25 protein-coding genes are annotated in these 26,623 nt (G+C 67.5%); 4 read left to right on the top strand and 21 right to left on the bottom strand.

What is annotated here, in order from left to right; genetic code table 11:
* Nucleotides 1–2: 2 nt before the first annotated feature.
* The 18 genes from lspA to ACFVWL_RS17865 form a co-directional block, all read right to left on the bottom strand.
* Nucleotides 3–644 carry a signal peptidase II gene (gene lspA / locus ACFVWL_RS17780; protein WP_387185641.1) on the bottom strand — a complete coding sequence of 214 codons (642 nt, stop codon included), beginning with the start codon at nt 642–644 and terminating at the stop codon, nt 3–5.
* A gap of 48 nt (nt 645–692) precedes the next feature.
* Entirely contained in the window at nt 693–1,286 is a 594-nt protein-coding gene (locus ACFVWL_RS17785; protein ID WP_387185644.1) for a DivIVA domain-containing protein, read from the bottom strand.
* Nucleotides 1,287–1,467: 181 nt separating this feature from the next.
* Nucleotides 1,468–1,767 (bottom strand): YggT family protein, encoded by a 300-nt coding sequence (locus ACFVWL_RS17790; RefSeq protein WP_017830234.1) that lies wholly within the window; start codon nt 1,765–1,767, stop codon nt 1,468–1,470.
* A gap of 3 nt (nt 1,768–1,770) precedes the next feature.
* The gene (locus ACFVWL_RS17795) at nt 1,771–2,244 is read right to left on the bottom strand and encodes a cell division protein SepF (RefSeq protein WP_029261566.1); all 474 of its coding nucleotides are present in this window, start codon (nt 2,242–2,244) and stop codon (nt 1,771–1,773) included.
* Nucleotides 2,245–2,287: 43 nt separating this feature from the next.
* Nucleotides 2,288–2,995 carry a YggS family pyridoxal phosphate-dependent enzyme gene (locus tag ACFVWL_RS17800; protein ID WP_387185648.1) on the bottom strand — a complete coding sequence of 236 codons (708 nt, stop codon included), beginning with the start codon at nt 2,993–2,995 and terminating at the stop codon, nt 2,288–2,290.
* Nucleotides 2,992–4,134 (bottom strand): cell division protein FtsZ, encoded by a 1,143-nt coding sequence (gene ftsZ, locus ACFVWL_RS17805; protein WP_387185651.1) that lies wholly within the window; start codon nt 4,132–4,134, stop codon nt 2,992–2,994. Before ftsZ ends, ACFVWL_RS17800 begins: the two co-directional genes overlap by 4 nt.
* 164 nt (nt 4,135–4,298) lie before the next feature.
* Complete coding sequence (locus ACFVWL_RS17810) at nt 4,299–5,237, bottom strand: FtsQ-type POTRA domain-containing protein (protein WP_387185654.1); 939 nt, start codon at nt 5,235–5,237, stop codon at nt 4,299–4,301.
* Between the two features lie 3 nt (nt 5,238–5,240).
* Nucleotides 5,241–6,641 carry a UDP-N-acetylmuramate--L-alanine ligase gene (gene murC, locus ACFVWL_RS17815; protein ID WP_387185657.1) on the bottom strand — a complete coding sequence of 467 codons (1,401 nt, stop codon included), beginning with the start codon at nt 6,639–6,641 and terminating at the stop codon, nt 5,241–5,243.
* A 40-nt stretch (nt 6,642–6,681) separates the two neighbouring features.
* Entirely contained in the window at nt 6,682–7,758 is a 1,077-nt protein-coding gene (locus ACFVWL_RS17820; protein ID WP_387185659.1) for a glycosyltransferase, read from the bottom strand.
* Nucleotides 7,755–8,960: a putative lipid II flippase FtsW gene (ftsW, locus tag ACFVWL_RS17825; protein ID WP_387185661.1), complete on the bottom strand. Its 1,206-nt coding sequence runs from the start codon at nt 8,958–8,960 to the stop codon at nt 7,755–7,757. Before ftsW ends, ACFVWL_RS17820 begins: the two co-directional genes overlap by 4 nt.
* On the bottom strand, nt 8,929–10,464 hold the full coding sequence (gene murD / locus ACFVWL_RS17830; protein ID WP_387185663.1) for a UDP-N-acetylmuramoyl-L-alanine--D-glutamate ligase: 1,536 nt from the start codon (nt 10,462–10,464) through the stop codon (nt 8,929–8,931). The genes ftsW and murD overlap by 32 nt, the downstream gene beginning before the upstream one ends.
* On the bottom strand, nt 10,454–11,560 hold the full coding sequence (gene mraY / locus ACFVWL_RS17835; RefSeq protein ID WP_387185666.1) for a phospho-N-acetylmuramoyl-pentapeptide-transferase: 1,107 nt from the start codon (nt 11,558–11,560) through the stop codon (nt 10,454–10,456). Before mraY ends, murD begins: the two co-directional genes overlap by 11 nt.
* A complete protein-coding gene (gene murF / locus ACFVWL_RS17840) occupies nt 11,557–12,969 on the bottom strand; it encodes a UDP-N-acetylmuramoyl-tripeptide--D-alanyl-D-alanine ligase (protein ID WP_387185670.1) in 1,413 nt (470 codons plus the stop codon). Before murF ends, mraY begins: the two co-directional genes overlap by 4 nt.
* A 27-nt stretch (nt 12,970–12,996) precedes the next feature.
* On the bottom strand, nt 12,997–14,766 hold the full coding sequence (locus tag ACFVWL_RS17845) for a peptidoglycan D,D-transpeptidase FtsI family protein (protein WP_387185673.1): 1,770 nt from the start codon (nt 14,764–14,766) through the stop codon (nt 12,997–12,999).
* 25 nt (nt 14,767–14,791) lie between these two features.
* Entirely contained in the window at nt 14,792–15,367 is a 576-nt protein-coding gene (locus ACFVWL_RS17850) for a hypothetical protein (RefSeq protein ID WP_387185676.1), read from the bottom strand.
* Nucleotides 15,364–16,302, bottom strand: coding sequence for a 16S rRNA (cytosine(1402)-N(4))-methyltransferase RsmH (rsmH, locus tag ACFVWL_RS17855; RefSeq protein WP_387185679.1), 939 nt, complete (start codon nt 16,300–16,302; stop codon nt 15,364–15,366). Before rsmH ends, ACFVWL_RS17850 begins: the two co-directional genes overlap by 4 nt.
* A 103-nt stretch (nt 16,303–16,405) precedes the next feature.
* Complete coding sequence (gene mraZ, locus ACFVWL_RS17860; RefSeq protein ID WP_091234647.1) at nt 16,406–16,837, bottom strand: division/cell wall cluster transcriptional repressor MraZ; 432 nt, start codon at nt 16,835–16,837, stop codon at nt 16,406–16,408.
* Between the two features lie 268 nt (nt 16,838–17,105).
* Entirely contained in the window at nt 17,106–17,480 is a 375-nt protein-coding gene (locus ACFVWL_RS17865) for a DUF3040 domain-containing protein (protein ID WP_387185681.1), read from the bottom strand.
* 97 nt (nt 17,481–17,577) lie between these two features.
* Here ACFVWL_RS17865 and ACFVWL_RS17870 point away from each other — a divergent pair, with 97 nt between their 5' ends.
* Nucleotides 17,578–18,666 carry a polyprenyl synthetase family protein gene (locus tag ACFVWL_RS17870; protein WP_387185684.1) on the top strand — a complete coding sequence of 363 codons (1,089 nt, stop codon included), beginning with the start codon at nt 17,578–17,580 and terminating at the stop codon, nt 18,664–18,666.
* A 10-nt stretch (nt 18,667–18,676) separates the two neighbouring features.
* Here ACFVWL_RS17870 and ACFVWL_RS17875 read toward each other — a convergent pair whose 3' ends face one another.
* Nucleotides 18,677–19,045, bottom strand: coding sequence for an Rv2175c family DNA-binding protein (locus ACFVWL_RS17875; protein ID WP_387185687.1), 369 nt, complete (start codon nt 19,043–19,045; stop codon nt 18,677–18,679).
* A gap of 121 nt (nt 19,046–19,166) precedes the next feature.
* Here ACFVWL_RS17875 and ACFVWL_RS17880 point away from each other — a divergent pair, with 121 nt between their 5' ends.
* Nucleotides 19,167–20,366, top strand: a complete 1,200-nt coding sequence (locus ACFVWL_RS17880) for a LysM peptidoglycan-binding domain-containing protein (RefSeq protein WP_387185690.1) — start codon at nt 19,167–19,169, stop codon at nt 20,364–20,366.
* A gap of 78 nt (nt 20,367–20,444) precedes the next feature.
* Nucleotides 20,445–22,391 carry a Stk1 family PASTA domain-containing Ser/Thr kinase gene (gene pknB, locus ACFVWL_RS17885; protein ID WP_387185693.1) on the top strand — a complete coding sequence of 649 codons (1,947 nt, stop codon included), beginning with the start codon at nt 20,445–20,447 and terminating at the stop codon, nt 22,389–22,391.
* 118 nt (nt 22,392–22,509) lie between these two features.
* On the opposite strand, the gene ACFVWL_RS17890 is transcribed toward pknB, so the two are convergent.
* Nucleotides 22,510–23,850, bottom strand: coding sequence for a class II 3-deoxy-7-phosphoheptulonate synthase (locus ACFVWL_RS17890; RefSeq protein ID WP_387185696.1), 1,341 nt, complete (start codon nt 23,848–23,850; stop codon nt 22,510–22,512).
* Between the two features lie 47 nt (nt 23,851–23,897).
* Nucleotides 23,898–24,587 (bottom strand): lysophospholipid acyltransferase family protein, encoded by a 690-nt coding sequence (locus tag ACFVWL_RS17895; protein WP_387185699.1) that lies wholly within the window; start codon nt 24,585–24,587, stop codon nt 23,898–23,900.
* A 152-nt stretch (nt 24,588–24,739) separates the two neighbouring features.
* On the opposite strand from ACFVWL_RS17895, the gene ACFVWL_RS17900 reads away from it, so the two are divergent.
* The gene (locus ACFVWL_RS17900) at nt 24,740–26,572 is read left to right on the top strand and encodes an AMP-dependent synthetase/ligase (protein WP_387185701.1); all 1,833 of its coding nucleotides are present in this window, start codon (nt 24,740–24,742) and stop codon (nt 26,570–26,572) included.
* The last annotated feature ends 51 nt before the right edge of the window (nt 26,573–26,623 follow it).

Below are 26,623 nucleotides of genomic sequence, written 5' to 3' on the forward strand. Positions count from 1 at the left end.
GGTCAACGTCCTTCCGATGCGGAAGTCGCATCCTCCGAGGGCGCATCGTCATCGGTCGAGCGCAGCGGCGCGGAGTCGTCGGCGTCGACCATGTCGTCGTCGGTGTCGGTTGCCGCGACAGCAGCCGCAGCCGCAGCTTCGGCTTCTTCCTCGGTCTCCACGATCTCGTGATCGCGTTCCCGCGTGCCGTCGAAGCGAAGTCCGAAGACGACCAGCAAGGCGACCGAGATCATCCCCGTCACGATGAAGATGTCCGCGACGTTGAAGATCGCCGGCATCATCCACGGCATCGAGATCATGTCGACCACGTGTCCCACCGGGAAACCGGGTTCACGGAACAGGCGGTCGCTGAGGTTGCCGAGGACCCCGCCGAGGAGAAGACCGAGGACGACAGCCCACAGACGGGACTTGAGGCCGAACGCCTTCCACACGATCACGCACGCCACGACCGCGAGGGCGATCGTGAAGATCCACGTGACCTCGGAGCCGAGAGAGAACGCCGCGCCGGGATTGCGGACGTAGTACAGCTGAAGGAACTCACCCAGGACCGGAACCGGCTCCTGATACGGAAGGTTCTCGATCGTGAGGTGCTTCACAAACTGATCGGCGGCCAGCACGATCGCTGCGAGAATCGCAACGACCATGCCGGCCGCCGACCGACGAAGGGGACGGCGTCCTGACAAGAGGGCGCCTTACAGACCGATCGCGGAAACGGGCGTCGAGTCCGTGGAGGTCGACTTCTCGTCGAGCTCGCGGAGCTGACCCTCGATGTAGCCACGCAGCTGCGAACGGTAGTCGCGCTCGAAGTTGCGGAGTTCGGTGATGCGGGCCTCGAGCGTGTTGCGCTCGCGCTCGAGTCGTGCCGACTCCTCGCGCTGCTTGGCCTCGGCCTCGGTGCGGATGCGGGCAACCTCGGTCTCGGCCTCGGCGATGAGCGCGTTGCGCTTCGCCTCACCCTCGGCGACGTGCTCGTCGTGCAAGCGCTGCGCGAGCTCGATGATGCCGGCGGTTGCGGTCGCGGAACCCGTCGGAGCCGGCTCAGCAGGAGCCTCGGCGACAGGCGCGGGGGCCGGAGCCTCGGCTGCGGCGGGAGCGGCGGCTTCAGGAGCAGCACCGGACTCGTACGCGGCCAGCTTGGCCTTCAACTCGACGTTCTCCTCGAGAGCCTTGCGCCACTCGATGACGATCTCGTCGAGGAAGTCGTCCACCTCGTCCGGGTCGAAGCCGTCCTTGAAGCGGACGTGCTGGAACTGCTTGGTGACGACGTCATCCGGGGTAAGTGCCATGGGTGGCTCCTCTTTCGATGAGTTCGATTGCCAGTATCGATGTATGGCGTGGTCGTGATGTGGCGCGAACCCGGGGCGCGCACCTGGGTGCCAGCATAGCCCCCGCACATTGGCGCCGCGATGTCACGACACCCAGAGTGGGCGAAGTGGTCGACGTCCGGTCGGGAGACACGCCTGGATTTCAGCGGATGAACAGCCCGACGACGTTCATCAGAATCAGAACGATCAGAAGGGTGAGCGTGAACCCGAAATCAAGGGAGAGCGAACCGATCCGCAGCGGCGGGATGATCCGCCGGAAGAACCGGATGGGCGGATCGGTGAGCGTGTAGACCGCCTCAGCAGCCACCAATCCGAAACCCTTGGGACGCCACTCCCGATTGAACATCGGGATGTAGTCCAGGATCAGGCGCGCGAAGAGCACGAAGACGTACAGAAGGAGCACCAGATGGACGATGCTCGCGAGGACGGAGACCAGCTGCACGGGCTACGACTGATCGAAGCCCGCAGACTCGGCGTCTGCGTGTGCGATGCCCCCGTGCCCCGAGACGGCGATGTTCTCCGGCGACAGCAGGAAGACCTTCGACGTCACGCGCTCGATGCGGCCGTAGAGGCCGAGGGAGAGTCCGCTCGCGAAGTCGATGAGGCGACGCGCGTCGGCATCGCTCATCTGGGAGAGGTTGATGATGACCGGGACACCCTCGCGGAAGCTCTCCGCGATCAGCTGGGCGTCGCGGTACTGCTTCGGGTGGACGGTGAGAATCTCGTTCACGGCTCCTGCAGACGGCTGGCGGACGGCGACGGGGCGGCGAAGCGGCGTGACGGGGGCCGGTGCCGGCTCCTCGCGGTCACGGTCGCGTTCGCGGTGGGCGCGGGCAGGTGCCTGCGCCTCCTCCTCGTAGACCTCTTCTTCATCGGCGAGGCCGAGATACACCATGGTCTTCTTCAGCGGGTTACCCATCGTGTCCTCCGGTTCGAACGTGTCGGGCTGGTCTTTTCACAGGTTAACCCCGGTCGGGCCGGGGGCCGGTGATTGCGGAGCCGATCCGCAGGTGTGTCGCGCCGACGGCGATCGCCTCGGCGAAGTCTCCGGTCATCCCCGCAGAGATCCAGGATGCGGAAGGGTCGACGGCGCGGACGCTGTCCGAGACGTCGCGCAGTCGGGCGAAGGCGGACGCGGGTTCCTCGTCGAGGGGCGCCACAGCCATGACGCCGCGCAGATGCAGCGATGGCAGCGTCAGGACATGTTCTGCGAGCGCCACAGCCTGAGCGGGGACGACTCCCCCGCGACCGGGATCATCCGTGAGGTTGATCTGCACGAGCACCTCGAGTCGACCCTCACCGTCGGCCGCCCGATGCAGGGCATCGGCGAACCGGTCTCGGTCGACCGAGTGCACGACGTCCGCACTCCTGCGGATCGCCGCCGCCTTGTTGGTCTGCCCCTGACCGATGAAGTGCCAGCGCAACCCCCGGGTCGCGAGTTCGGCTTGCTTCGCCGACAGCTCCTGCTGACGGTTCTCGCCGACGTCGCGTACACCGAGGTCGTGCAAGTCGCGCACCAGGGATGCCGGGTGGAACTTCGTCACCACGATCCGGGTGATCTCCTCCGAACTCCTCCCGGCGGCCTGCGCGGCCGCGGCGATCTTCTCGTCGATCGCCGACAGCCGCGCGGCCAGGGATGAAGACCCAGAGCCGTCGACCGGAGAGGTCACTTCAGGAATTCAGGGATGTCGATGTCGTCGTCTGCGAAAGCCGGCTCGATGCTGGTCGCCGGGACCCGCTGCTGCACAGGCTCGGGCGTGGCCGTCTCGGGCTTGCTCTCAGCCTCATCGGTGAGCGCGACTTCGGGAAGAGGCGTCGTGGAGGGCCGCGACACGACCATCGGGTCCAGACGCAGCGAGGGTTCGCCGCCGTCGAAGCCTGCGGCGATCACCGTCACCCGCACCTCGTCGCCGAGCGTGTCGTCGATGACCGTTCCGAAGATGATGTTGGCCTCGGGGTGAGCGGCTTCCTTGACGAGGTCGGCCGCATCGTGGATCTCGAAGATGCCGAGGTTCGAGCCGCCCTGGATCGAGAGCAGCACGCCGTGCGCACCTTCGATGCTCGCTTCCAGCAGCGGGGACTCCACTGCCAGCTCGGCCGCCTTGATCGCACGGTCAGCGCCGCGCGCCGAGCCGATACCCATGAGCGCGGATCCCGCACCCTGCATGACCGACTTCACGTCGGCGAAGTCGAGGTTGATGAGACCCGGGGTCGTGATGAGGTCGGTGATGCCCTGAACACCGGCGAGGAGCACCTGGTCGGCGGTGGCGAAGGCCTCGATCATCGAGATGCCGCGGTCGCTGATCTCGAGGAGGCGGTCGTTCGGCACCACGATGAGGGTGTCGACTTCTTCCTTGAGCTTGGAGACACCGGCCTCGGCCTGGCTCTGTCGGCGGCGACCCTCGAACGAGAACGGCTTGGTCACGACACCGATGGTGAGGGCTCCTATGGACTTCGCGATGCGAGCCACGACGGGCGCGCCACCTGTTCCGGTGCCACCGCCCTCTCCGGCCGTCACGAAGACCATGTCGGCGCCGGTCAGCGCCTGCTCGATCTCTTCGGCGTGGTCCTCTGCGGCACGACGACCCACCTCGGGATCCGCGCCGGCGCCGAGACCGCGGGTGAGTTCGCGACCCACGTCGAGCTTGACGTCGGCGTCGCTCATGAGCAGCGCCTGCGCGTCGGTGTTCACGGCGATGAACTCGACTCCGCGGAGGCCGAGATCGATCATGCGGTTCACGGCGTTGACGCCGCCACCGCCGACGCCGACGACCTTGATCACGGCGAGGTAGTTCTGGTTCTGGCTCATGGCCGGCCTCCGATTATTCGAGCCTGGAAGTGGGTGAACCTTAAACCTCAAGTAGAGGTGTAAAGTATTTCCCGGTATTGCGTTCTCTTTGATCGAAGGTAAGCGCCGCCCGCCCGCGTACGCGCGAAGACACGGGCGTGTCGCGCCATTCCCCGCGAAAGCGGTCAGCCGACGACGGCGACTTCGGGGGACGTGACGTCGATCGAAGCAGCGTCCGGTCTGTTGGCCATGGTCTTCGAGAGCACGAGGGCTTTCAGCGCCGACTCGTCAGCGCTCCCCCAGACCACCGTCAACCCGCTGTTGAGCGTGAGGGTCACATCATCCGCGGTCGTCGCGCTGATTCCCGTCAAGGCGGCGCGGACATCGGCGGGAAGGGCGCGCACCACGAGGCCTGCGCTGCGGAACGCCGCGGAATCGACACCGCCCGCGACATCGATCACCGGCTGTGCGGGCGGCTGATCGGAGGTCGTCGAGAGCGCGACTCCGGCGGCGTCCACCAGCGTGTAGCCGGCAGTGGAGCGGATGACACCCACCGGAGTGCGTTCCACGATCCGCACCGTGAGGTCGTGCGGTGGGCGCGCTTCGAGCGCGTAGGTCTCGATGAGGGGGAACGCCAGCAACGCGGCCTTCACCTTGCTGGAGTCGACGAGCGCGAGTGGTGTTCCGAGCTGATCGCCGAGCGCGGCCTCGATCGCGGCGGGATCGAGACTCGTGGCACCGGCGACGGTGATCTTCTGAACGGCGAAGAGCGGGCTGTAGGCGGCCACGACACTGCCCCCGACGAGCAGGAGCGCGGCGCCGATGCTGCTCAACCACACGATCCTCCGTCGTCGGGATCGCTGGGTGAAGCGCCGGATCTCCGCGCGAAGAGCCTTGCGACGCGCGCGCGCCGCTCGCCAGACGTCTCGCGTCGACGTCGGCTGCGGCTGCGGCTCGTCGACGGAGACGTCGTCCGCGCGCTCGTCACGAGCGACGTCATCGAGCGACGAAGAGCCGTCTTCCGCTCCCACATCTCGTCGCCGCCGGCCGGACTTCGCCGCCGGGGCGGCGTCCTTCTCCCCCGGCCTCCCCGGGGTGGACGGCAGCGGTGCGGGCCGGCGCATCGGCTACGCCTCGTCGGTCCGACGCAGCGAGTCCAGGACCTGCGGGATGATCTGGTAGACGTTGCCGCAGCCGAGCGTGACGACGAAGTCACCCTCTCGTGCGACGGTCGCGGTGTAGTCGGCGGCTTGCTGCCAGTCCGCGACGTAGTGCACGTGGGACGGGTCTCGGAACGCACCGCTCACCAGCTCACCGGTGACACCGGGTACGGGATCTTCTCTGGCACCGTACACATCGAGCATCACCGTGTGATCGGCGAACTTCTCGAGCACGTCGGCGAACTCCTGGTACATATGCTGCGTGCGGGAGTACGTGTGGGGCTGCTGGATGGCGATGATCCGTCCCGGCCCCGCGATGCTGCGCATCGCCTCGAGCGCGGCCTGCACCTCCGTCGGGTGGTGCGAGTAGTCGTCGTACACCGTGACGCCACGCTCGACACCGTGCTGCTCCAGGCGACGCACGGTGCCCGCGAAACCCTCGACAGCGCGAACAGCGTCGACGAGAGGGTGGCCGAGCGCGCGCAGAACCGTCACGGCTCCGGCCGCGTTGATCGCGTTGTGCACGCCGGGGACGGCGAGCTGCATCCGCGCCTGCTCGTCACCGTGCGTCAGCGTGGCGGCGACGGGACCGGCGGCGACGATGTCGGTCACCCGCACATCCGCACTCTCCGCCTGACCGAAGGTGAGCACGTTCGGATGCGAGAGCCCGGCACCGACCCGCAGCGCCCCGGCGTCGTCGCTGGAGATCACCACGGCCTCGGTCGCGGCGTCCGCGAACTGCACGAACGCCTGGTGGAAGGCCTCCTCCGAACCGTAGTGATCGAGGTGGTCCGGGTCCACGTTGGTGATCAACGCGACCGCGGTGTCGTACAGCAGGAACGTTCCGTCGGATTCATCGGCCTCGATGACGAAGAGGTCGCCGGATCCCGTCGAGCTCGACGTGCCGAGCTGCTCGATCACACCGCCGTTGACGAAGTGCGGGTCAGCACCGAGCTCACGCAGCGCGGTGACGATCATGCCGGTCGAGGTCGTCTTCCCGTGCGCGCCCGCGACCGAGACCAGGCGGCGGGAACCGATCAGCCAGTGCAGTGCCTGCGACCGGTGGATCACGTGGAGTCCACGGTCCTTCGCCGTCACGAATTCGGGATTCTCCGGCCAGATGGCTCCGGTGTGCACGACCGTGTCGGCATCGCCGAGGTGGGCCGCGTCGTGGCCCACGTGCACCGTCGCTCCCGCGGCGGCCAATGCGCGCAGGTTGTCGCTGTCGGCACGGTCGCTTCCGGAGACGCGGATACCGGCGTCGAGGAACATCTTCGCGAGACCGCTCATGCCGGAACCGCCGATGCCGATGAAGTGCGCGGAGGTGATCGTCTCGGGAATGGGGAGGGAGAGGTCGGGTCTGATCATGTCCGCTTCAGTCTACTTTTCTTCGGTCTCGTCGACCGCGTCAGACGGCGACGAGCGCGCGGTCGATGAGGGTGATGACATTCTCGGTGCCGCTGCGGGTGCCGGCGGTCTCAGCGGCGGCCGCCATCCGCGCGATCCGCTCCCGGTCTCCGAGCAGCGGCACGACGATGCGCCGCACCGCGTCTCCGTCGAAGGTCGCATCGTCGAGGAGCTCTGCGGCCCCCGCGGCGACAGCGGAGGCGGCGTTCAGGCGCTGCTCACCGTTGCCCACGGAGTACGGGACGTAGAGAGCGGGGATACCCAGCGCGCTGATCTCGCTCACGGTCGCTGCCCCGGAACGGGAGACGATCAGATCGGCCACGGCGAAGGCCAGATCCATGCGGTCGACGTAGCGATGCAGGGCATAGCCCTCGACGCCGGGGTCGGCGAGGTCGCTGCGCTCCCCCGTCACATGCAGCAGCTGCCACCCGGCATCCAGGATGTCCCGCCACGAGTCCGCGAGCGCCTCGTTGAGTCGCTGAGCGCCCAGCGAGCCGCCGAAGACGAGGAGGACGGGGCGCTCGGCGTCGAGGCCGAAGCACTCCGCCGCCTCCGCACGTGACGCCGCGCGGTCGAGCGCGATGACCTCTTGACGCAGAGGCATGCCGACCACCTGACCGCCACGAAGCGGGGTGCCCTCGAACGCGACGCCGACCGCGGCAGCACGGCGCGCACCGAGCACGTTCGCGAGCCCCGGCTTGGCGTTGGCCTCGTGCACCACGAACGGCACCCCCTCACGACGAGCCGCCACGTACGCCGGCGCGGAGGCGTACCCGCCGAAGCCGACGACCACGTCGATGCCGTGCCGACGGATGTGACCGCGTACCTGGGCGACGGCACGACGGAATCGGCCGGGGAAGGCCAAGGCCTGCCTGTTCGGTCGCCGGGGAAAAGGAACCTTGTCGACGATCAGAAGCTCGTAGCCGCGCGCGGGGACGAGACGGGACTCGAGTCCCTCGGCCGTGCCGAGCACGAGCACGGCGGCTTCGGCATCGCGTGCGCGGAGACCGTCCGCGACGGCGAGCAGGGGATTGACATGGCCGGCGGTGCCACCGCCGGCGAGGAGATACGAAGTCACCTCGTGACCCTACCCCGCTCGGCTGGCTGCTTCTCGGTCACGGGGATCGTGCGCGCGAACGCGAGCAGCACACCGCACGCGATCAGCACTGCGAGCAGGGCCGTGCCGCCCTGGGACATGAACGGGAGCGGAACGCCCATCACCGGGAAGACGCCGATGACGACGCCGACGTTCATCACGGCCTGGCCGACGATCCACACGGTGATACCGCCGGCCGCCACCCGGATGAAGGGGTCCGGCGTCTTGCGGATGATGTGGAACGCGCCGATCGTGAAGAACGTGAACAGGGCGAGCACGACGATGCAGCCGATCAGGCCCAGCTCCTCCCCGACGATCGCGAAGATGAAGTCGTTGCCCGCAGCGGGAAGCCACCCGTACTTCTCCTGGGAATTGCCGAGTCCGAGACCGAAGATGCCCCCGGTGGCCATCCCCCAGATCCCGTGGATCGACTGATAGCAATCCGTGTAGTACAGCGCCATGTTGTCGCAGGTCGCCGTGATGCGCCGCATGCGGTCTTCGCTCGACAGCGCATAGGCGAGCACGGCGATGACGCCGAGGATCAGCGGGATGATGAACAGTCGGAGCTTGACCCCCGAGAAGAAGAGGCACCCCAGAAGGATGAGCACCAGCACCATCGCGGTGCCGAGGTCCTTACCCGCGAGGACGGTGCCGATCGCAAGGGCTCCCACGGGGATCACAGGGATGAAGACGTGGTGCCAGGTGCCGAGCATCGTGCGCTTGCGCAACAGCACGGCCGCGATCCATAGGGCGAGAGCGAGCTTCAGGAACTCCGACGGCTGCAGCGTGAAGCCGGCGATTCTGATCCAGTTCCGGTTTCCACCGTCTTCGATCCCCAACGGCGTGAAGACGAGCATCTGCAGCGCCACGGCGCCGAACAGCGCGGGCCATGCCATCCGCTTGAGGAAATCGACCGGCAGGCGGCTGATCAGGAACATCAGGGGGATGCCGAGGAGCGCGAAGACTCCTTGGCGGAGCACACCGTCCATGGGATTGACACCCTTGGAGACGGCGGTCGCGCTGGTCGCCGACAGCACCATGACGAGGCCGAAGAGAGTGAGCAGCAGAGCGGTCGACGCGATGAGTAGGAATTCGGTCGACACCGGCGTGAACCGGCGCCCGAGCGAGACCCTGGCCGCGAGGCCGCCCGACTCAGAGCGCGGAGGGCGGGATACCTGTGTCATCGGCGCTCCCCCGGTCGATCCAGTCCCGCACCGCCTCGGCGAAGCGATGGCCCCGTTCCGCGTAGCCGGAGAACTGATCGAAGGATGCCGCCGCGGGGGCCAGCAGGACTGTTCCCTCGTCGTCGACGATTCCCGCGGCGATCTCCACGACACGGTTCATGACCTGTCCAGTCTCGCCAGCATCCACCTCGAACACCGGCACCCCGGGCGCGTGTCGCTGGAATGCCGTCACCACGGTGGAGCGCTCGACCCCGATCACGACGGCTGCACGAGCCGTCGTACCCACCTCGGCGACCAGATCGGAGATGTCGACGCCCTTCAGATCCCCGCCGAGCACCCACACCGCGCCGGGATACGCGCGCAGTGAGGACGCGGCGGCGTGCGGGTTCGTCGCCTTGGAGTCATCGACCCAGGTGATACCGCGATGCCGGGCGACCACCTGGATGCGGTGCGGATCGAGGCGGAAAGACTGCAGAGCGGTGTGGATCGCCTCCGGCTCGACGCCGAGCGAGCGTGCCAGGGCACTCGCGGCGAGGATGTTCTGCACGATGTGGGGAGCGGCGAGACCCACAGCGTCGAGGTCGGCGACGGTCGTCAGCTCGAGAGCGCTGCGCGAGCGATCGTCGAGGAACGCTCGGTCGACGAGCAGCCCCTCGACCACACCGAGGTCGCTGGGGCCGGGGATGCCGAGATCGAAGCCGATCGCGCGGGCACCCTCGACGACCTCCGCCTCTTCGACCATCCGTCGCGTGGCCTCGTCCGCCTTGTTGTAGACGCACGCGACCCGGGTGTTGCGGTACACCACGGCCTTCGCGTCGCGATAGGCCTGCGCGCTTCCATGCCAGACGAGGTGGTCGTCCGCGAGGTTGAGGCACACGGACGCGTGGGGGAACAGCTCCCCCTCGGCGCTCGACTGTCCGAGGTACCACAGCTGGTGGCTGGAGAGTTCGACCACGAGCACGTCGAACCCGGCGGGGTCGCGCACGGCATCGAGCACCGGCACGCCGATGTTGCCGCACGGAGCCGCCCGCAGACCCCCCGCGACGAGCAGGGTCGCCGTCAGCTGGGTCGTCGTGGTCTTGCCGTTCGTCCCGGTGATGAGCACCCAGTCCGCCGGCGTACCATCGGCGCGGACGACCTTGTCCCGCACGCGCCACGCGAGTTCGACATCGCCCCAGATCGCGACACCGGAGTCCTGCGCCCAGCGGATGAGCGGATGCGACGGAGAGAAGCCCGGCGAGGCGATGACCACCTCGGGGTCGAACTCGACGAGCGCTGAAGGGACCTCAGCGAGCGAACCCAGTTCGAGCCTGGCGCCGATCACCGGGAGCAGACGTTCGTACTCCTCCTCGGCGGACTCGCTCAGCACGAGCACGTCGGCGCCGAGCTCGGCCAGCGTGTCGGCCACCGAGAACCCGGTCATGGAGAGTCCGAGCACGGCGACTCGCAGGCCGCTCCAGTCGGCGTTCCAGCTCGTCAGCCCGGCCAGACGATCAGTCGACACGGGTCAGCCATTCGACGTAGAAGAGTCCGACGGCCGAGACGGCGAGCAGACCGGCGATGATCCACATCCGCACCACGATGGTGACCTCGGACCAGCCGCGCATCTCGAGGTGATGGTGGAAGGGACTCATCAGGAACAGACGCTTGCCGCGCGTGATCTTGAAGTACCCGCGCTGCAGGATGACCGACCCGGAGGACAGGACGAAGACGCCGGCGATCACGAGCAGGAGGAGTTCGGTGCGGGTCAGGATCGCCATCGCGGTGATCACTCCGCCGATCGCCATCGAACCGACGTCGCCCATGAAGACCTTCGCCTTGGGTGCGTTCCACCACAGGAATCCGATCAGACTGGCGGCGAACGAGGCGGCGATGATCGCCAGGTTGAACGGGTCGCGCACTTCATAGCATCCGCCGAGGGCGTCGGGATCGCCGCCGATGCAGGGCTGCTTGAACTGCCAGAAGGCGATCACGCTGTAGGCGCCGACGACGATGACTCCGGCTCCGGCGGCGAGGCCGTCGAGACCGTCGGTCAAGTTCACGCTGTTCGAGGTCGCGACGCCGATGATCGAGATCCATACGAGGTAGAGGATCCAGCCGAGCACCACGCCGAACGCGAAGAGATTGAGCCAGGTGATGTCGCGGAACAGCGAGATCGCAGAACTCGCCGGTGTCTGTCCCCACTTGTTCGGGAAGTTCAGAGCGACGATGCCGAAAGGGATGATGACCAGCAGCTGGCCGATCACCTTGCGCCAGCCCGACAGCCCGAGGCTGCGCTGGCTGCGCACCTTCATGTAGTCGTCGATGAACCCGACGGCGCCGAATCCGACCATCAGCCAGATCACGAGCAGCGCGGAGAGCGCAGGCACCTCACCGCTCACGAGCACACCGGTGAAGTAGCCGACCATTGAGCCGACGATGAAGATGACGCCACCCATCGTGGGCGTGCCGCGCTTGGCCTCATGGCTCGGGTTGTGGACGGATTCCGGGGTGCGGATGACCTGCCCCCAGCCCCACTTCCGGAAGAGCCGGAGGAAGACGGGAGTCAGGAACAGGGTGAAGGCGAGCGAGATCGCCGCCGACATGATGAGAGACCTCACGAGAACAATTCTCCCAGACGATCGCCGAGATGCCGGAGGCCCACGGAGTTGGATGACTTCACGAGCACGCGGTCGCCGTCGCGAAGCTCGGTGCGGAGATACTCGAACGCGGCGTCCTGGTCAGGAAGATGGACAGCCTCGCTGTCCCAGGAGCCCTCACCGACCGCGGCGAGATAGAGGCGCCTCGCCTCGGGTCCGACGACGACGATCCGCTGGATGTTGAGGCGCACCGCGAGCAACCCGATGCGGTCGTGCTCCTCCCCTGCGCTCTCGCCGAGCTCGCTCATGGCACCGAGCACCGCGACCGTGCGCTCCCCGGGGCCCGTGATCTGGGCAAGTGTGCGCAGGGCGGCGGCCATCGAGTCCGGGCTGGCGTTGTACGCGTCGTTGATGATCCGGACGCGGTCGTTGCCCAGCGGCTGCATGCGCCACCGCTCCGCGATCTCGACCGTCTCGAGGCGCTCGACGGCCTCCGCGGGCGCGACACCGAGCACGAGCGCTGCGGCGATCGCAGCCAGCGCGTTGGAGATGTGGTGCGCACCGAGCACCTGGAGCCGCAGGGACAAGCGCTGCCCGTCGACCTCGACCGCGCACGAGGTGCCGGATGCCGACACCTCGATGTCGTGCGCGCGCACGTCGGCCGTTGGTCCCTGGCCGAAGCCGACCGTGCGCAGCCCGCGGGAGTCCGCGAGTTCGCGCATGGCGGCGACCCGGGGGTCGTCGACGTTGAGAACTGCAGTTCCGGGCACACGAGCCGCGGCGACGAGTTCGGCCTTCGCCTTCGCGGTCGCCTCGATCCCGCCGAATCCGCCGGCGTGCGCCATGCCGACCATCAGCACGACGGCGACGTCCGGCTCGACGAGGCCGGCGAGGTGAGCGATGCTCCCCGGTGCCGCAGCGCCGAACTCGCTCACGAGGAACCGGGTGCTCTCGGTGACGCGGAGCATGGTGACGGGAGCGCCGACCTCGTTGTTGAACGACTTCACGGGGGCGACGGTCTCGCCTTCGCCTTCGAGGATGCGTGCGAGGAAGTTCTTGGTGGTGGTCTTGCCGTTCGATCCGGTGATGCCGACGATGCGAAGGTCTCCGCCGGCACGGACGCGCGCGACGACCTCCTTCGCGAGCGCGCCGAGAGCTGCGACCGCATCCGGTACGACGATCTGAGTGATGGCGACGTCGACGGGGTGCTCGACGATTGCCAGCACGGCGCCTGCCTCGGCGGCGGGCCCGACGAAGCGGTGTCCGTCGGTCTCGGCGCCGGGCTTGGCCACGAAGATCGTGCCCGGGCCCATCGTGCGTGAATCGGTGTCGACGAGACCGTCGACCACGGTCTCGGCCGTGTCTTCTCCGGCCACGCGCAGATCACCTCCGACTGCGGCGGTGATCTCAGCGAGCGTCAGGGCGATCATGTCATCTCCATGCGCGGCTCTCGCCGACTATCCGAACTTGGGGAGGAGCTCGTCCATCGGGACAGAGGACGGCATCACGCGATAGGTCTTCATCACCTGCGTCATCGCCTTCTGGAAGGCGGATGCGGTGGCCGCGGACGATACAACCTTAGTCGGCTCGTCGAGGGTGACCACGACGACGTACTGCGGATCGTCGACCGGCGCGAAGCCCACCATGCTGGTGTAGTACACCCCGGCCTTGTAGCCGCCGTTCCCGTCGGAGACCTGAGCCGTACCGGTCTTGCTGGTCACGCGGTAACCGGGAACCTGGATGCGCTCGGCGTTGCCGCCCTGCACTGCCACGTTCTCCAGCATCCGGGTGAGCTCGGCGGCCGTCTGCTCCTGGATGATCTGCTCATGCTTCGGATCGGCCGGTGCGGTGACCGTGCCGTCGGCCCCGGTGCACGACTCGACGAGCGAGAGGTCGATCTTCTCGCCGCCGTTCGCGATCGCCTGGTAGGCGCCGGCGAGCTGGGCGGCCGTCACGGTGAAGTACTGCCCGAACGTGGTCGTGTACAGCGACTGGTTGTCCCAGTCCTTGACCGGGTGCAGGATTCCCCCGACCTCGGACGGGAAGTCGAGCGTCTTGTCGCCGACGCCGAACCGCTCGAGGTAGTCGTAACGCACCTCAGGGCTCACCATGGTGCCGAACTTCGACAGCGCGACGTTCGACGAGTCGATGAGTCCGCCGGCGAGCGTGTAGTTGTAGGCGGGGTGGCTGAACGCATCGTTGACGACGGCGCCGTTCGGGAACTTCTCGCGAGAGGAAGCGCTGACCGTGCTGAGAGGGGTCAGACCCCCGCCCTCGATGGCCGCAGCGGCAGTGACGGCCTTGAAGGTCGATCCGGGCTCGAAGTCGCGGTGGAAGATCTGGCTGGCCCTGGTCGCCGGTGTCGAGGCATCGAGATCGTTCGGGTCCAGTGCCGGCCACTCGGCCGCGGCGCGGATCTTCCCCGTCTTCACCTCGACGACCGTGACCGTGCCGCCCTTGGCGCCCTGCGTCTGCGCTTCTTCGGCGATCATCTGCTGCAGGTACCAGTTGAGGTCGCTGTTGATGGTCAGCTGCACCGAGCCGCCGTTCACGGCATCGACCGTGCGCTCGCTCCCGGGGATCACGACCCCGTCCTTGCCCTTGCGGTACGTCTCTTCACCGTCGACGGGAGCCAGGCAGGAGTCGTCGAGCTTCTCCACGCCTGCTTGTGCCTCGCCGGAGTTGTCGAGGAAGCCGAGGATGTTGCCCGCGACCGCGCCGTTCGGGTACACCCGCGTCTCGCGCGCCTTCAGTGACAGATAGGAACCGATTCCCAGGTCCCGTAGCGCCATGTACTGCTCGGTGTTCAACCCCTTCTTGAGGGGTGCGTACTGGCTGTCCGGGTTCTCCGCGAGGGCGTTCGACACCAGCGCCCGAACCTCCTCGCCGGTCTGCCCGGTGATGGCCGCGATCTTGTCGGAGGCCTCGGCCCACGGCAGCTTCGGATCCTTCTCCTCGACCAGCATGATCACCTGCGGGCTGAGCTGCGCGTCGTAGACCATCACGCTGGAGGCCAGGACCGTGCCGGAGGCATCGACGATCGACCCGCGCTGTCCGGGGATGGCCGAGCTCGCCCCGAGGTGCTCGAGGGACTCGGATACGTGTTCGTCGGCGCTGACCACCTGGATGTCGACCAGCCGCACCACGAAGGCGACCAGCACCGAGAGGATCACGGCGAGGGCGACGACGGTGCGTCGCCGCGGTCCGCGGGTGGCTCGTGTCGTCATGGGATCTCTCCGTCGATCGTGTGTGTCAGTGCGTCGTGGGGCTGGGAAGGCCGTCGGTGATCGACGGCGGGAGTTCCTGCGTGGGTTGCTCCGTCACCGCCGTCCCGTCTTCGGTCTCCGCGGGGGGCGGCGGCGGTTCGACGATGAGCGAGTTGCTCACGGCTCCGACACCGGCGGGGTTCACCGTGGACGTCCAGTCGGCACCGGCCCCGGTACCGAAGACGGCGCCATCGCTGAGGCGCAGATACGACGGCGAGCCGGCGACCACCATCCCGAGGCCGGCCGCGCCGCTCGCGAGCACCTGGGGCGAGCTGACACCGGTGAGTTCTTCTTGGAGCGCGTGGGTCTTGAGGTTCAATTCGCGCTGCTGCGACGAGAGGCTGGCGAGCGTGAACGAGTCCTGGGTGATGGCGAGCGACAGCCCGATCTGCGCGGCACCGATCGCGAGCGCTCCGCCGAGCGCGACGAGCGCGTACGCGAGCTTCGGCTTGCGACGGACCGCCGGACGGGTGACCGGCTGCAGCTTCCGCTGCGGCGTGCTGTCCGGCGCGACCGGCGCGACCGGCTGGACCGGTTTGCGGACGACGGCATTCAGACTCATGCGCTCTCCCGCAGTTTCTCGGCGGCGCGCAGGCGCACCGGGATCGCCCGCGGGTTGCGCGCGCGCTCATCGTCGTCGGCGAGTTCTGCACCCTTGGTCAGGATGCGGAACCGCGGAGCATGTTCGGGGAGTTCGACCGGAAGCCCGGCGGGTGCGGTCGAGGAGGATGCGGCGGCGAACGCCTGCTTCACGAGGCGATCCTCGAGCGACTGATACGACATCACGACGATGCGTCCTCCGACGTCGAGCGCGTCCATGGCCGAGGGGATCGCGTCGGCGAGCACGTTGAGTTCGGTGTTCACCTCGATGCGCAGCGCCTGGAACACGCGCTTGGCCGGGTGACCGGCGCGTTGCGCCGCGGCGGGTGTCGCCGCGATCAGGATCTCGACGAGCTCGCCGGAACGCGTGATCGGCTGCTTCTGACGCGCCTCGATGATGAAGCGGGCGTAGCGCCCGGCGAGCTTCTCCTCGCCGTAGCGCTCGAAGATGCGGCGGAGGTTCCCCTCGCTGTACGTGGCGATCACATCGGCTGCGGTGACACCCTTCGTCTGATCCATCCGCATGTCGAGCGGAGCATCCTTCGAATACGCGAACCCGCGGTCGGCCTCGTCGAGCTGCAGGGAGGAGACGCCGAGATCGAACAGGATCCCCGAAGCCCCCTGCGCGTGCAGGCCGATCTCGTCGTACACCGTGTGCACGAGGGTGACGCGATCACGGAAGCGAGCGAGCCGCTCCCCCGCGATGCGCAGCGCGTCGGTGTCGCGGTCGAGTCCGACCAGGCGGATGTTCGGGAAGCGTTCGAGCAGCGCCTCGGAGTGGCCGCCCATGCCGAGGGTGGCATCGACGAGCACCGCTCCGTCCGCCTGGAGGGCGGGAGCGAGCAGTTCGACGCAGCGGTCGAGCAGTACTGGGGTGTGGATGTCTCGGAGGTTCATGATCTCTCTCGGGGGTGACCTTCGGCTCTGATCCCCCTCCGCTTCTCGACCCGGCACCGGGGAAGTGTGTCGGGGCGGGAGCGGCGGGGCATCACAGCCGTGGTCAGAAGAGTCCCGGAATCACCTCCTGCTCGAGGTCGGCGTAGGTCTCCTCGCCGGCGGCGAGGTAGGCGTTCCAGCTCTCGGCATCCCAGATCTCGGCGTGGGCGCCGACTCCGGTGACGATGAGTTCCTTCTGCAGACCTGCGTACTGACGCAGGTGCGCCGGGATCGTGATGCGGTTCTGGCTGTCTGGCATCTCCGCGCTGGCTCCGGAGAGGAACAGTCGCATGAAGTCACGCGCCTGCTTGTTCGCGAGCGGGGCCTGACGGATCCGCTCGTGCATCGCCTCGAACTCGGCCGTGCTGAACACGTAGAGGCACCGTTCCTGGCCTCGCGTGACGACGATGCCGCCGCCGAGGTCCTCGCGGAACTTCGCAGGAAGGATGACCCGTCCTTTGTCGTCCAGCTTCGGTGAGTGCGTACCCAGCAACATCGGCCACCACCCCCTCTGCGTCCGGCCAACTCGAGGTGCGCCCCACTTTACTCCACTTTCCTCCACATACCTACGACCAATCCGCAGACTACCGCGGAGCAGGCTGATGCGCGCGCCGAAGAACCGCGGAATCCCGCGGTGGAGGAAGGTGGAGGGTGAGTGGAGGGATCTGCCGGCTCAGGGAGAGGGAGCCTTCTCCCGACCACCGTTAACGACAGAAGCCCGGATGCTCAGCATCCGGGCTTCTGTCGAGAAGTTGTGAGGGAGGTCAGTGACCGTCCTGGCGGCGATCCCAACGATCGTTCATTCGATCCATGAACGAGGCCGACTCCTGTCGCTTGGGGGCGGAACGTTCTCGAGGCTCCGACGCCGTCGTTCGCCTCACGGGAGTGACGGCAACCATGACACCGGCGAGCATCGCGGCGAAGCCGACGACACCGACGACGATGCCCCACACGCCACCGAGGATCACTCCGGCGACCAGACCGCCGACGCCGGCGAGCAGGAGAAGCGCACCGTAGACGAGATTTCGATAGCTCAATGCTCGATCGCCGGACGGCGCGGTGACCACGTCGGCATCATTGTGAAGGAGATGGCGTTCCATCTCGTCGAGCAGACGCTGCTCCTGTTCGGAGAGTGGCATTTCGTCCCCCTCGGGTATCGTGCCTTCCATTCTACGCGCGCCGAGGCGTTCGGGGCTAGCCGTTCGACCTCCTCTTGCTTTACGTATGCTGGGAGTCGTGCCGTCCTCCTCCCCCGTCCCCGACGCCATCGCCGCGCACCTCGATCGTTTCCTCGCACGGATGCGCGACGAAGCGACGGGCTACGGCCCGGATGCGGCATCCTTTCTCGACGCCGCCGCCGGCACGCTCGACGGAGGGAAGCGGCTTCGCGCGCGCTTCTGCCATGCGGGTTGGCGTGCCGTCGCGAGGTTCGACGACCGTGAAGCGACGGAGACCGATGCGCTGTGGGACATGTGCACCGCACTGGAGATCTTCCAGTCAGCCGCGCTCGTCCACGACGACCTGATCGACAACTCCGACACCCGCCGTGGCCGTCCGGCCGCGCACCGCGCGCTCGAGGCATCGCACCGCACCGCCGCCTGGTCGGGAGATGCCGAAGCATTCGGTCGGGCGGCGGCCATTCTCCTCGGAGACCTCCTCGTCGCCTGGAGTGATGACCTGTTGGAATCGGCGCTCGACGGACAGCCGCACGCGCGAACCGTGCGTTCCGAGTACGCGAGGATGCGAAGGGATGTGACCACCGGGCAGTTCCTGGACATCGCCGAGGAGTCGGCCTGGAGCGTGAACGACGGGAGCGTTCATGCAGAGAGGGCACTGCGCGTGGCCTCTCTCAAGTCAGCCAGGTACAGCATCGAGCAGCCCCTGATTCTCGGCGGCGCGTTCGCGGGAGCCGAGGCGGACCAGACGGCGGCTCTTCGCCGGTTCGGGCACCCGATCGGTATGGCCTTCCAGCTCCGGGACGACGTGCTCGGCGTGTTCGGCGACGCATCCGTGACGGGGAAGCCCGCCGGAGATGACCTCCGCGAGGGCAAGCGCACCGTGCTGATCGCCCTCACCAGGCAGTCCCTCGAGACCTCCACGCGGAATCTCCTGGACGAGATGCTGGGCGACCCGGATCTGACGCCGGAGCAGGTGTCGTTCCTGCAGGCGACCATCACCGATTCGGGAGCACTCGATCAGGTGGAGGCGATGATCGCCGACTACGCCCGCGAGGCCGATCGCGCGTTGTCTGGCGCACGGCTCGACAACGCCGCCGTCGGCGAACTGCGCGATCTCGCCCGCGCGGCCACGGTGCGTTCGTCCTGACAGCGCCCGATCAGGCGAGCGTGCGTGCGAGGCGTCGGACCGAGCTCTTGTGTCCGGCCAGCAGCGCCTCGATCGGCGATCGACCCAGGCTCTCCTCGTCAGCGAGGAGCCAGTCGATCAGCTCATCGTCGGTGAATCCGGCGTCCTGCAGGACGATCACCGTTCCGCGCAGAGAGCTCAGCGGGTGGCCGTCGACGATGAAAACCGACGGCACGGCGAAGGCTCCGTTGCGGGTCGACCCGACGAGGTAGTGCTCATCGATCAGGCGACGCACACGCCCGAGGGGCTCGTCGAGCACCTCGACGAGGTCGGGCATCGTCAACCACTCGGTGGGAGCGGCGGCAGGGGATCCAGCAACGTTCTCAGACACGTTGCCCACTATCTCACCTCTGCGTGGCGGTCGCATGTCGACGCTCCAGTCACATCCTTCACTTGCGTCACTTCTGTTGACTTCTGTTTACATCCGTGTCAGCGTGAAAAGCTCGAAAAGGGGGCAAGCCTTGATACTCAAGACCGCCACGCGTCGAACGCGACACCTTCAGATCGGAGTGCCTGCGGTGGTGCTCGGCGCCCTGGCGACCACACTCGCTGCGGCACCGGCCAGCGCGGCCTCGCCCGCAGACACCGCTCCCATCGAACGTCAACGTCTTCTCCCCGCCCGCGTGGTGCCTTCCGAGTCGGTGCCGTCGAGCTACGTCGTCCGACCGGGAGACACGGTTTCGGCGATCGCGACGCGCTTCGGACTGCGAGTCGTCGACATCCTGACCTGGAACGGCCTCTCCTGGCGCTCGGTGATCTACCCGGGCGAGACTCTGACGCTCCAGCCGGCAGCCGTCGTCGCGCCCGCGGTCGCTCCGACCCCCGCAGTGGTTCCGGCCCCGACAGCCGCGTCCACGCACCAGGTGGTCGCCGGCGACACCGTGTACGCCATAGCCCAGAGGTACGGGACCACCGTCGACGCCGTGTTGTCGGCCAACGGGCTCACCCGCGCATCCGTCATCTTCCCCGGCCAGAGCCTCGTCGTCGGCGGATCCGCGGTGCCGGTGGCAGCCGCGCCGCCAACGGCTCCGGCAACGGCTCCGGCATCCACCGCGACCCACACCGTCGCGGCCGGAGACACACTGTTCGGCATCGCGCAGAAGTACGGCACCACGACACAGACCCTGTACGCCGCGAATGGCCTCGGTCCCTCGTCGATCATCTATCCCGGCCAGACTCTCTCCCTGCAAGGGGCACCGGCACCCGCGCCTGCCCCGGCGGCAGTCCCTGTCACAGCCGGCCAGCAGGCGGCGACACTCACCGCGGAGCAGGCGGCGAACGCGGCGCTCATCATACGCATCGGCCGCGAGCTCGGCGTCTCCGATCGGGCGATCGCCCTCGCCCTCGCGACCGGGATGGTCGAATCGGGGCTGCGCAATCTCGACTGGGGCGACCGCGATTCGCTCGGCATCTTCCAGCAGCGCCCCAGCACCGGGTGGGGCACACCCGCCCAGATCATGGACGCCGACCGGAGCACGCGCGTTTTCTACGGCGGCCAGAGCGACCCGAACGGACCGGCGACGCGCGGACTCCTGGACATCCCCGGTTGGGAGGGCATGCCCTTCACGGCAGCAGCGCAGGCGGTCCAGATCTCGGCCTACCCGGACAAGTACGGACAGTGGGAGACGCAAGCTTATGCCTGGCTCGCGCTCCACGGGTGACGACATTCGGGAAAACCCACAGGGTCGAGGGGTGAGCCGCTCCCCTGTCTTTCAGGCAGTTCTCCATAGAATTCTGACGTGACGACCAATCAGCAAGCCGACCCCCTCATCGGGCGGCTTGTCGACGGCCGCTACCGTGTACGCGCGCGAATCGCTCGCGGCGGCATGGCGACGGTGTACGTCGCGACCGACCTCCGACTCGAGCGGCGCATCGCCCTCAAGGTGATGCACGCCCACCTCAGCGACGATTCGGCCTTCCAGAGCCGCTTCATCCAAGAGGCCAGGTCTGCGGCACGTCTGGCGGATCCGCACGTCGTGAACGTGTTCGACCAGGGACAGGACGGCGAGCTCGCCTACCTCGTGATGGAGTATCTGCCCGGCATCACGCTGCGCGAGCTCCTGCGAGAGCAGAAGCGTCTCACGATCCCGCAGACCATCACCATCATGGATGCGATCCTGGCAGGCCTCTCGGCCGCGCATCGGGCCGGGATCGTGCACCGGGACGTGAAGCCGGAGAACGTACTCCTCGCTGAAGACGGTCGCATCAAGATCGGCGACTTCGGACTCGCGCGAGCGACGACCGCGAACACCGCGACCGGGCAGCAGCTGCTGGGGACGATCGCCTACCTCGCCCCCGAGCTCGTCACCCGCGGTACCGCCGATGCCCGCAGCGACATCTACGCCCTCGGGATCATGCTGTACGAGATGCTGGTCGGCGAGCAGCCCTACAAGGGTGAGCAGCCCATGCAGATCGCGTTCCAGCACGCCACGGAGTCGGTGCCGCGGCCGAGCGTGCGCAATCCCGCGGTGCCGGAGCAACTCGACGAGCTCGTGCTCTGGGCTACGGAGAAGTCGCCTGACGACCGGCCAGACGATGCGCAGCAGATGCTCGAGCGCCTGAGAGACATCGAACGCGACCTCGGCATCGCCCCTACCGCGGCCAGATCCACCGCCTCGCAGCACAGCCACGGCGACTCCGGAGACCTCACCAAGGTGATGCCGGGGACCATGGTGATCGCCGACCCCACGGCCCCGGTCCCGGCCGCACTCGACAACGCGACGCTCCTGCGTCGACGTGCGTCCAAGCGCCGCGCGCGCGGTGCATTCCTGCTCACGCTCGTGCTGCTGCTGGCGGTGCTCGCCGGCGGTGTCGGCTGGTGGTTCGGCTCGGGCCCCGGGTCGCTCATCGCCGTCCCGGCCGTCGCCGGGGGCACATACGACGACGCCGCCGCAACGCTGACGGAAGCCGGATTCGCACCCGTCCCGAAGGACGAGTTCTCGATCGACATCCCCGCGGGGACCGTGATCGAAACCGATCCGGCGGAAGGTGCGCGACTCGACAAGGGCGCCTCCGTCACGGTCATCGTCTCGGCAGGACCGGCCACGCACACGCTCGACCCCTTGAACGGTCGTGCGGAGCAGGACGCTCGCGATTACCTCACCGGCCTCAACGTCAATGTCACGGACAAGTCGCTCCTGCTCTTCTCCGACGCCGACGCCGGGATCGTCATCAACGCGTATGTCACGCCGAGGGCGGGCGGAGAGTCCTACATCTGCGGTGACGGCTGCGAGATCTTCGAAGACGACACGGTGGAGCTCTATGTCTCCGCCGGCGATTTCCCCGACGTCGCCGGCATGTCGGTCGGCGAGGCGACCTCCACGCTCACCGACAAGGGCCTCACCGTCACTCCCGACGCGCAGTACACCTTCAGCGACAACGTCGCGAAGGACGTGGTCATCGGGGTTGCCGATCGTGCGGAAGAGGGCAATTGGCGGCCGGGCGACAACGTGCAGCTCATCGTCTCGAAAGGCCCGGAGCTGTTCCCCGTGCCGGATGTCTCCGGCAAGACACTGAACGAGGCCAAGAAGATCCTGTCCGACAAGGGCTTCAAATCGACCTACGCCGCCTGGGGCGATCTGCCGGGCTTCGCCGAGATGGCCAAGGTCACCGGTCAGGATCCCGGCCCGGACAAATCCCTCCCACGCGGTGGCACGGTGAACCTGTCGATTCAGCTGAGCGGCTGAGTCCCGCTGACGGTCCCCGCGAGAACGGGGACCGAGCAACGAGAAAGCCGCCCTCCCCGGTCATTCCGGGAGGGCGGCTTTCTCCGTGTCTATGACGCTTCGTCTCGACGACGGAGCGTCAGCGCTTCTCGAGCTCCTCGGCCACCAGGAAGGCGAGCTCGAGCGACTGCATGTGGTTCAGGCGTGGGTCGCACAGGCTCTCGTAGCGCGTGGCCAGAGCGGCCTCGTCGATCTGCTCGGAGCCGCCGAGGCACTCGGTGACGTCGTCCCCGGTGAGCTCGACGTGAATGCCGCCGGGGAATGTGCCGACCGCACGGTGCGCTTCGAAGAAGCCCCGCACCTCGTCGACGACGTCGTCGAAGCGACGGGTCTTGTATCCGGTCGGCGTGGTGATGCCGTTGCCGTGCATCGGGTCGGTGACCCACAGCGGCTGCGCTCCGGAGTCGCGTACGGCTTCGAGCAGCGGCGGCAGAGCATCGCGGATCTTGCCCGCCCCCATGCGGGTGATGAAGGTCAGGCGTCCGGGCTCACGTTCAGGATCGAGCTTGTCGATCAGGGCGAGTGCGGTGTCGGGTGACGTGGTCGGCCCGAGCTTCACTCCGATGGGGTTGCGGATCTTGGAGAAGTAGTCGACGTGCGCACCATCGAGCTCACGCGTGCGCTCTCCGATCCAGAGGAAGTGCGCAGAGGTGTTGTACGGCGTGTCCGTGCGCGAGTCGATACGCGTCATCGGGCGCTCGTAGTCCATGAGCAGACCCTCGTGCCCCGTGAAGAACTCGACCCGCTTGAGCTCGTCGAAGTCTGCTCCCGCAGCCTCCATGAACTTGATCGCACGGTCGATCTCGGCGGCCATGCGCTCGTAGCGCTGGTTGGCCGGGTTCTGTGCGAAGCCCTTGTTCCACGAGTGCACCTCGCGGAGATCGGCGAAGCCACCCTGCGTGAACGCACGGATCAGGTTCAGCGTGGAAGCCGCCGTGTGGTAGCCCTGCAGCAGACGAGCAGGGTCCGCCGTGCGGGACCCCTCGGTGAAGTCGTACCCGTTCACGATGTCGCCACGGTACGCGGGCAGGGTGACCTCGCCGCGCGTCTCGTTGTCGCTCGATCGCGGCTTGGCGAACTGGCCGGCCATGCGGCCCATCTTCACGATCGGCATCGAGGCGCCATAGGTCAGCACCACGGCCATCTGCAGCACCGTCTTGATGCGGTTGCGAATCTGCTCGGCCGTCGCGCCCGCGAAGGTCTCGGCGCAGTCTCCGCCCTGGAGCAGGAACGCCTGGCCGGACGCCGCACGGGCGAGCCTGTCGCGGAGGTTGTCGACCTCGCCGGCAAAGACCAGCGGTGGAAGGGTGGCGATCTGCTGGGAGACGTCGGCGACGCGGTCCGCGTCGGGCCACTGCGGCTGCTGCTTGATGGGAAGCGAGCGCCATGCATCAAGGGCTTCGATGTGGTGCGGGAGCATGCGTTCCAGCCTAGTGGTCGCGGATACCGCCGAGATCCGCGCGAAGCCTATGTGACGCGGGTCGGGAGCCGGTCCTTGACCGTCGATGCGTAGACGTCCTCGTACTTCTGCTCGCCGAGCCGCTGCAGGGCCACCATGATCTCGTCGGTGACCGAGCGCAGGATGTAGCGATCGTTCTCCATGCCCGCGTATCGGGAGAAGTCGAGAGGCTCCCCGATGACGATGCCGACGCGCACGATGCGCGGCAGCCGCCGGCCGATGGGCATCGCCGTGTCTGTGTCGACCATGATGACCGGCACCACCGGGACCTTCGCCTCGAGCGCCATCCTGGCGATCCCGGTGCGGCCCCGATACAGCTTGCCGTCGGGGCTTCGCGTCCCCTCGGGGTAGATCCCGAGCAGGTCGCCTCCCCCGAGCACCTGAAGCCCCGTGTTCAGCGAGGCCTCGGACGCCTTGCCCCCCGACCTGTCGATGGGGATCTGTCCCGTCGCCTTCATGAAGAACTTGGTTGCCCAGCCTTTGAGACCACGACCGGTGAAGTAGTCGCTCTTCGCGAGGAAGGACATCGACCGGTCGATCACCAGGGGAAGGAAGATGGAATCGGCGAAGGAGAGATGGTTGCTCGCCAGGATCGCCGCACCGTTCGCGGGCACGTTCTTCCGCCCCACGATCCAGGGGCGGAACACCGCCTTGACCACGGGGCCGATCACCACGTACTTCATCAGCCAGTAGAACATCGTGGTGAAGTCTAGCGCCGCGTCCGGCATCCGTCGGAGCGGTCTTCTCGCCTCACTCGTACACGCGACCCAGTTCCACCTGGGGCGCGACTCGGTTCCATGCCTTAGACTCGGAGGCAAGTCCGTGCCCGACCGGTACCGAAGGAGCTGCCGTGGTCCAGTTTGAAGTCCCCGCGATCGTCCCCGCCGATCCCGACGCGAACGTCGCCGACCTCCTGGTGAAGCGTGTCGAAGCCACCCCGGATCGGGCGTTGTTCTCGGTCCCCGAGGGAGAAGGCTGGCGCGACATCTCCGCCGCCGACTTCCAGACGGTCGTGGTCGCTCTCGCGAAGGGCTTCGCCGCCGCCGGCATTCAGCCCGGCGAGAAGGTCGGATTCCTCGCGCGCACCACGTACGAATGGACGCTCGTCGACTTCGCGCTCTTCTACACCGGTGCCGTGATGGTGCCGATCTACGAGACCAGCTCCCCCTCCCAGATCCAGTGGATCCTCGAGGATTCCGGCGCGATCGCGCTCATCGTGGAATCGCCAGAGCACTTCGCCCGCGTCGACGAGGTCCGTGGCGACCTCCCACTGATCCGCGAGGTATGGCAGCTGCACCTCGGGGCCATCGACACCTTGACCGCACAGGGCGCCTCGGTGAGTGACGCCGAGATCGAACGCCGGCGCAGTCTCGCTGTCGGCTCCGACATCGCGACCCTCATCTACACCTCCGGATCCACGGGGCGCCCCAAGGGGTGCGTGCTCACGCACAGCAACTTCGTCGAGCTGTCCCGCAATTCGGCCAAGGCGCTGGATGAGGTCGTCCAGACGCCGGGAGCCTCCACGCTTCTCTTCATCACGACCGCGCACGTGTTCGCCCGGTTCATCTCGATCCTCGACATCCACGCGGGCGTGCGCACCGGCCACCAGCCCGACACGCGCCAGCTCCTGCCGGCGCTCGGATCGTTCAAGCCGACCTTCCTCCTCGCGGTCCCCCGCGTGTTCGAGAAGGTCTACAACTCGGCGGAGCAGAAGGCGGAGGCGGGCGGCAAGGGCAAGATCTTCCGTGCCGCCGCCGACGTCGCCATCGAGCACTCGAAGCTGCTCGAAGAGGGCAAGAAGATCCCGTTCGGGATGAAGCTCAAGTTCGCCCTGTTCAACAAGCTCGTCTACAGCAAGCTCCGCGAGGCCATGGGCGGCAACGTCGTCTATGCCGTCTCGGGGTCCGCACCGCTCGGCGCGCGACTCGGACACTTCTTCCACAGCCTCGGCGTGGTGATCCTCGAGGGCTACGGACTGACCGAGACGACCGCACCCGCCACGGTGAACCTGGCGGACAAGTCGAAGATCGGCACGGTCGGCCCTGCTCTCCCCGGCGTCGGGGTGCGCCTCGCAGACGACGGCGAGATCGAGGTCCGCGGCATCAACGTGTTCAAGGAGTACTGGAACAACCCCGAGGCCACGGCCGAGGCCTTCAGCGAGGGCGGCTGGTTCCACACCGGCGACATCGGCAGCTTCGACTCCGAGGGCTTCCTGACGATCACCGGCCGCAAGAAGGAGATCATCGTCACGGCCGGCGGCAAGAACGTCGCACCCGCCGCGCTGGAGGACCCCATCCGCGCGAACCCGATCATCGGCCAGGTCGTGGTCGTCGGCGACCAGCGTCCGTTCATCTCGGCGCTCGTGACGCTCGACCCGGAGATGCTCCCCACCTGGCTCGCCAACAACGGCCTGGAGGCGACGATGTCTCTCGTGGATGCCGCGAAGAACGAAGCAGTGCGTGCTGAGGTGCAGCGCGCCGTCGATGCCGCGAACGCCCGTGTCTCGCGTGCGGAGTCGATCCGCAAGTTCACGATCCTCGACTCCGAGTGGACGGAGGCCTCCGGCCACCTGACCCCGAAGCTCTCGATCAAGCGGAACATCATCATGAACGACTTCGCCGACGAGATCGCCGCGATCTACGACGAGCCCGTCGCGACGACGAACGTCCCCATCGGCGGCTGACACGCTCTCCGCATGAAGAAGGGCCCCGCGCGAGCGGGGCCCTTCTTCATG

Origin of the sequence: Microbacterium sp. NPDC058269, assembly GCF_042881445.1 — a bacterium.
Lineage (GTDB): Bacteria > Actinomycetota > Actinomycetes > Actinomycetales > Microbacteriaceae > Microbacterium.